Genomic DNA, 6052 nt, shown 5'->3' on the forward strand with positions numbered 1-6052 from the left:
CCCTTCCGCGTGCCCGGGGCACCCCGGGCACGCCGGTCAGCCGAAGACGACGCAGGTGACCGCCGGGGCCTCGACGGAGCCGGCGCGGACCGGGGTGCCGGTGCCGGGGTCGATGTCGAACCAGGTCACGTCGCCGGAGCGCTCGTTCGCCGCGTACAGCCGCCGTCCCGACGGGTCGAGGGCGAGGTCGCGGGGCCAGGTGCCGGCGCAGGAGACGGTCGCCGAGCGGATCGCCTCGTCGCCCGCCGGGGAGAGCACGAGGACCGCGATGGTGTCGGTGCCGCGCACGGCCACCCACAGGAACCGCCCGTCGGGCGCCACGACGACGGCGGAGGGGTACGCCGGGCCCGCGGTGTCCGCGTCGACGAGCGGGATCTCGGCGAGCGGCGTCAGCTCGCCGCGCCGGTCGTCCCAGCGGCAGACGGTGACGGCGGGCTCCAGCTCGCCGACGACGTAGGCGTGCCCGCCGGCCGGGTGGAAGGCCAGGTGGCGGGGGCCGTAGCCGGGGCGCAGGGCGGTCTCCCGGTGGAGGCGGAGGGCGCCGGTGGCAGGGTCGAGGGCGCAGACGCGCACGGAGTCCGTGCCGAGGTCCACGCTGACCGTCCAGCGTCCGCTGGGGTCGGGCTGGACCTGGTGGGCGTGGGGCGCGGACTGCCGGTCGGCGACCGGGCCGCCGCCCTCGTGGCGCAGGACGGCGGTGACGGTGCCGGGGACGCCGTCCGCGCCGAGGGGCAGGACGGAGACGCTGCCGGAGGTGTAGTTGGCGGTGAGGAGGTGGCCGGCGGCGACGGCGAGGTGGGTGGGGCCGGCGCCGCCGACGGGCACGGGGTCGCCGAGCGGGCGCGGCGCGGCTCCATCGGGGGCGAGGGCGGCGACGGCGCCCGGCTCGGTCTCGGAGACGGCGTAGAGGACGCCGTCGGCGAGGGCCAGGTACGAGGGGTCGGCGACGGCGTCGGTGGCGCCGGTGAGGGTGAGCGCGCCGGTCGCCGGGTCGACGTCGGCGGCGAGCACGCCGAGACCGCCGGCCGAGGTGAAGGAGCCGAGGTAGGCCCGCGCCCGCCCCGTCGCCCGCTCATGTGTCTCGGTCCCGCCCACGGCGCCTCCCGCCCCCGGGGCGGGTCGCCCCCCCCCCCCGTCTCGGGGCCGACGTTAGCAGGCGGTCTAGACCAAGTTCGATCAGCCGCCGGCGGAGGCCGTCAGGGGCGGACGAGGAGGGAGCCGGGCGGGGTGCGGAGCGGCTCGTCGAGGGCGGCGAGCAGGCGTTCCAGACCGCTGACGTGCCCGAGGGCGGCCGGGGCCGGACGGTCGGCGGGCTCCGGCTCGGCGACCGGGGCGGACGGGGTCCGGCCGGGCGTGGTGAGCCGTTCGACGGCCGCCTCGACCCGCCAGCAGGCGGCGGCGAGCCGGGCGTCGTGGCTGGCGTCCGGGTCGGCGGCGACGGCCGCGAGACCGCGCACCTCGGCGGCGCACTCGTCGAGCAGCGCGAGGACCCGGCGGGCGCGGCCCTTGCGCTCGCGGAACGGGCTGAGCGGGTGGACGAGCGGGGCGACCGAGAGCCGCACCCGGCCGAGGAGCAGGTCCAGCTCGGCGACGTGCGGGGTCGGGTCGGCGTCCTCGTCGCCGGCGAGCCGGCGCTCGGAGGCGGCGGTCGCGGCGTGCACAGCCCGCAGGGCGCGCTGGATCCAGGCGTCGTTGATGGCGTGGGTGGTGACCGGGAGGATCAGCAGGACCGCGAGGGCGGCGCAGACCGCGCCGACGACGGTCTCCTCCAGGCGCAGCACGAGCAGCGCCGGGTCGAGGACGCCGAGGAGCCCGTAGAGCAGTCCGGCCATCACGGTGACCGCGAGCATCATCCAGCTGTAGGAGAGCGGCGCGGTGTAGAAGATCCCGAAGACGCAGACCGCGACCAGGAGGGCGGTGGGCAGCGGGGCGCCGTGCAGCGGGATGGCGACGACCATGCCGACGGCGATGCCGAGCAGGGTGCCGAGGAAGCGGCGGAAGCCGCGGACCAGGGTCTCGCCGCGGGAGACGGTGTTCACGAAGATCCACCAGGTGGTGCCGACGGCCCAGTACCAGCGCTCCTCGGAGAGCAGCTGGCCGATGCCGAGCGCCACGGCGCAGGCGGCGGTGGCCTGGACGGCCTGCCGGGTGGTGATCCGGGCCAGCCCCCTGCCGGGCAGCGGGGCGGGGGCGGCGGGCGGCGGGGTGCGCCGCTCGATCGGCCAGAGCACGAACCGCACGGTCCCGGCCGCCGCGAGGGCGATCGCCACGGCCGCGTACAGCTCGGGGAGCTGGCCGGGCACGGCGTGCAGGAACTGGGTGCTGAAGAAGTTCATGAAGGCGAAGATGCCGAGCGCGTGGCCGCGCGGGCCCCAGCGCCGGGCGTAGACGCCGCAGAGGACGACGAGCAGGAAGGCGCCGTCCCGCAGGAGCGTGTGGTCGTGCAGCAGGGTGGCCAGCGCGAGGACCGGGAAACCGGCGAGCGGCAGCAGCAGGGTGCTGACGGCCTGGCCGCGGACGGTGGCGTCGGTGACGGTGAACAGGGCGAGCAGCGCCGCCAGTCCTCCGGTGATCGACGCGGTCAGCGAGAAACCGGCCAGCTCGGCCACGGTCACCGCGAGGGCGATGCCGAGCACGGCACGCACACCGGTCCTGAGCCGGAGGAGCCCCGGGTCCGGAGCCACGAACATCCTCTTCACGACGGTCGGCCGCCCCCTCGTCTTGCCGCTCGCCCGCCGTGCGCCCTGCCCCGGGGATGGTGGGGCGCGCACGGACACGACGAAGGCGCCGCCGTCCGGGCGGCCTCGTCGCCGTCCCGGCGCGCGGCGCCGAAAGTACCTGGTGGACACAAGGGAACCACCGACCGGGCGCTTGGCTCAAATCGTCCTCGAAAGGCTGGGCCATTGGCCCGGTCTTCGCGCGTCGCACTGACCGAGGTGCGGGCCAGTGGACCAGCTCAGGCCGGCATGGCCGGAGCGGCGGGGGTACGCCGGAGCAGGGCGGCGAGTGCGGTGTGGCCGCGCCGCTCGGCGTGCTCCAGGGCGGTGGTGCCGTGGGCGTCGGCCAGTGCGGGGTCGGCGCCGGCGGCGAGGGCGCCGCCCGGGGGGCCCCCGGGGGTGGGGCGGGGCCCCCGCGGCCCGGGTTTGCCCCCGGCCGGGGGGGGGGCCGCCCGGGGGGGGGGGGCGGGGGCGGGGCGCCGGGGGGGCGCGCGCTTCGGGGGGGCGGGCGGGCGGCGGCCCGGTTGCCGGCCGGGCGGGTGGGCGGTCCGGCGGTGGGGTGGGCGGTGGTGGCGGTCGACCGGGGTGTCGCGCAGGACGGCCCGGACGTACGGCACGTGGCCGCGTTCGGCGGCGGAGATGAGGCCGGTGGCGCCGAAGCGGTCGGTCAGCCGGAAGTCGGGGGCGGGGTCGGCGGCGAGCAGCACCCGCAGCATGGCGACGCTGCCGGTGGCTCCGGTGGCCAGCCAGGGGCTGTCGTGCCGGGCGTCCCGGGCGTCGACGTCGGCTCCGGCGGCGACGAGCGCGCGGGCGGTCTCGACGTGGTCGCCGAGGACGGCGAGGAGCAGCGGGGAGCGCAGCTCCTCGTCGCGGGTCTCGGTCCGGGCGCCGTCGGCGAGCGCGGCGCGGACGCCGACGGTGTCGCCCCGGCGGGCGGCGGCGAGGAGCCGGTGGTGGGGTGTGACGGTCACGGCGGTCTCCTCGGGCTCGAAGGTCGGGGCGCGGGACGGGTGGTGCGGGGCGGCGGGGCCGACGGCGTCGGGGCGGGCGTGCCCGGACGCCGTCGGGGCCCGGCGGGGTCCCGCGGTGTTACTTGGCGAGGGCGTCGACGCCGGCCTGGGCGAACTTCTGGTCGAGGTCGCCGGAGGGGGCGCCGGCCACGCCGATGCCGGCGATGGGGGCGTTCTTCGAGGTGACGGGGGCGCCGCCGCCGAGGAAGAGGGTGCCGGGGATGTCCTTGAGGTTGGGGGCCTGCTCCAGGCGCTTGACCAGCTCGGTGGTGGGGGCGTTCCAGGAGACGGCGGTGTACGCCTTCATCTCGGCGGACTCGTAGGACTGCGGGCCGGCGCCGTCGCCGCGCAGGGTGACGAGGGTGTTGCCGTTGCGGTCGACCACGGCGACGGAGACGCGCTGGTTCTCCTTCTCGGCGGCGTCGAGCGCGGCCTGCGCGGCCTTGGTGGCGGCGTCGATCGTGAGGTGGGTGCTGGTCGTGGTGTTCTTGTTCTTCGCGTCGGCCTTGGCGACGGCGGCGGGGGCGGCGGCCGGGGTTGCGGCGTTCGCGGAGACCGCGCCGAAGGCGCCGGCGCCGAGGGCGACCAGGGCCGCTCCGCCGGTCAGGACACGGGCACGCTTCGAGATCTGCTTCATGGTCGGTCACTCCTCGTGATGGACGGGCGGGGACGGCGGGCCCGGCGGTCGCCGGGTCCGGGAGACCGGGAGGCCGTCTCGCCGTCCCGCTCCGCACTCCATCCTGAGTGCGGCACCGGACCCGTACGGTCGGCCCGGCGGATGGTCGTCGGCCCCCGCCCGGCGGACCGGGGGGTCGGCCGATCGGACGACCCCGCCCCGGGCCGGGCCGCGGTACGCGCGCGGGAGGAGCCCGCGGTACGCGCGCGTGGACGAGGAGGAACGCGCCCCTCCGGAAGTGCCGATCGCCCGATGGGTACAGTCGGGACCATTCCGGCGGATCGGCCCGCCGGGCGGACCATCAGGCCGGGGACCCGACCCGGCGGGCACGGGGAGGCCGGCACGTCATGGCGGTGGACGAACTCGACACCCGCATCCTGCGGCTCCTGATCGAGCAGCCGCGCACCAGCGTGCGGGAGTACGCGCGCATCCTGGGCATCGCCCGGGGCACCGTGCAGGCCCGCATCGACCGGCTCGAACGGGACGGCGTGATCACGGCCACCGGCCCGGTCCTCTCCCCCGCCGCGCTCGGGCATCCGGTGCTGGCCTTCGTGCACGTGGAGGTCACGCAGGGGCACCTCGACGAGGTCGGGGACGCGCTCGCCGCCGTGCCGGAGATCGTCGAGGCGTTCTCCATCACCGGCGGGGGCGATCTGCTGACCCGGGTGGTGGCCCGGGACGCGGGTCATCTGGAGGACGTCATCCAGCGGCTCATCCAGCTGCCGGGCGTGGTCCGCACCCGCACGGAGATCGCGCTGCGCGAGCGGGTGCCGCACCGGATGCTGCCGCTGGTGGAGTCGATGGGCCGGGGCGGCGCGGAGCGGCGGCCGGGGGGCCGGTAACTCGCGTGCGGGCACGGGCGGCGGCGTGCGAGGGTACGGGCGTCCTGTCCCCGCGCAACGGAGCCGTCCCATGGCGATACCCGACCGACTCTCGCCCCTGCTCACCGAGTTCGACTTCGCCCGCAAGCGGCTGACGGACCGTCTGGCCGGGCCGGTGGTGAACAGCGGCAACGGCACGGACGTGCCGGTCGGCCCGATGACCGACGCCGAGTACCTGTGGGAGCCGGCGCCGGGCTGCTGGTCGGTGCGCCGGTTCGCGGACGGTCCCGGTCCGGCCGCCGCGCTGCTGACCGGTACCGGCGAGTGGGGCCGGGAGACCGCCCCGTACCCGCATCCCGTGCCGCCGCCGTTCACCACCCTCGCCTGGCGGCTGACGCACCTGAGCGAGCTGCTGGAGCTCCGCGCCGACCACACGAACGGCACCCGTTCGCTGACCCGCGACGACTACCGGTCGGCCGGCGACGCCGCCACGGCGATGGCCGACTTCGACCGGGCCGCCGAGGCGTGGCGGGAGGCGCTGCTGTCCGTCGGCGACAAGGAGCTGGACACGGTCGGGCACTGCTCGTACCCGCACGGCGGCGACGCGGAGGAGCCGTTCCTGGAGATCGTGTGGTGGGTGAACCAGGAACTCCTGCACCACGGTGCCGAGATCGCCCTCCTGCGCGACCTGTACCGGATCCTCGCCGTCTGACGTTCAGCCGGTGGTGCGGGCGAGGACCAGCGCCACGTCGTGGGGGGGGGGGGGGCAAGGCGGAAGGCCCCCGAACCCCACCCAAAACACACCACACACGCGCGGAGGCCCGCCCC

General features: G+C 77.0%; 6 protein-coding genes. 2 read left to right on the forward strand and 4 right to left on the reverse strand.

Features of this window, described 5'->3' with window-relative positions:
* Positions 1–36 precede the first annotated feature (36 nt).
* From ACFW1I_RS21515 to ACFW1I_RS21530, 4 genes are all read right to left on the reverse strand, one after another.
* Complete coding sequence (locus ACFW1I_RS21515; protein WP_384672281.1) at positions 37–1095, reverse strand: lactonase family protein; 1059 nt, start codon at positions 1093–1095, stop codon at positions 37–39.
* A 101-nt stretch (positions 1096–1196) separates the two neighbouring features.
* Positions 1197–2690 (reverse strand): FUSC family protein, encoded by a 1494-nt coding sequence (locus ACFW1I_RS21520; RefSeq protein WP_384672284.1) that lies wholly within the window; start codon positions 2688–2690, stop codon positions 1197–1199.
* Between the two features lie 266 nt (positions 2691–2956).
* Entirely contained in the window at positions 2957–3688 is a 732-nt protein-coding gene (locus ACFW1I_RS21525) for an ankyrin repeat domain-containing protein (protein WP_384672287.1), read from the reverse strand.
* A gap of 118 nt (positions 3689–3806) precedes the next feature.
* Positions 3807–4364 carry a heme-binding protein gene (locus ACFW1I_RS21530; RefSeq protein WP_384672290.1) on the reverse strand — a complete coding sequence of 186 codons (558 nt, stop codon included), beginning with the start codon at positions 4362–4364 and terminating at the stop codon, positions 3807–3809.
* A 386-nt stretch (positions 4365–4750) separates the two neighbouring features.
* Between ACFW1I_RS21530 and ACFW1I_RS21535 the strand changes: the two genes are divergently transcribed.
* Positions 4751–5245, forward strand: a complete 495-nt coding sequence (locus ACFW1I_RS21535) for an Lrp/AsnC family transcriptional regulator (RefSeq protein ID WP_384672293.1) — start codon at positions 4751–4753, stop codon at positions 5243–5245.
* A gap of 70 nt (positions 5246–5315) precedes the next feature.
* Positions 5316–5936: a DinB family protein gene (locus ACFW1I_RS21540; protein WP_384672295.1), complete on the forward strand. Its 621-nt coding sequence runs from the start codon at positions 5316–5318 to the stop codon at positions 5934–5936.
* Positions 5937–6052 lie beyond the last annotated feature (116 nt).

Source organism: Streptomyces sp. NPDC058955 (genome assembly GCF_042741435.1).
Lineage (GTDB): Bacteria > Actinomycetota > Actinomycetes > Streptomycetales > Streptomycetaceae > Streptomyces.

Bases quoted from the DNA above. Each gene is read 5' to 3' on its own strand.
- ACFW1I_RS21520 (WP_384672284.1), bottom strand. From the start codon at position 2,690: ATGTTCGTGGCTCCGGACCCGGGGCTCCTCCGGCTCAGGACCGGTGTG.
- ACFW1I_RS21530 (WP_384672290.1), bottom strand. From the start codon at position 4,364: ATGAAGCAGATCTCGAAGCGTGCCCGTGTCCTGACCGGCGGAGCGGCC.
- ACFW1I_RS21535 (WP_384672293.1), top strand. From the start codon at position 4,751: ATGGCGGTGGACGAACTCGACACCCGCATCCTGCGGCTCCTGATCGAG.
- ACFW1I_RS21540 (WP_384672295.1), top strand. From the start codon at position 5,316: ATGGCGATACCCGACCGACTCTCGCCCCTGCTCACCGAGTTCGACTTC.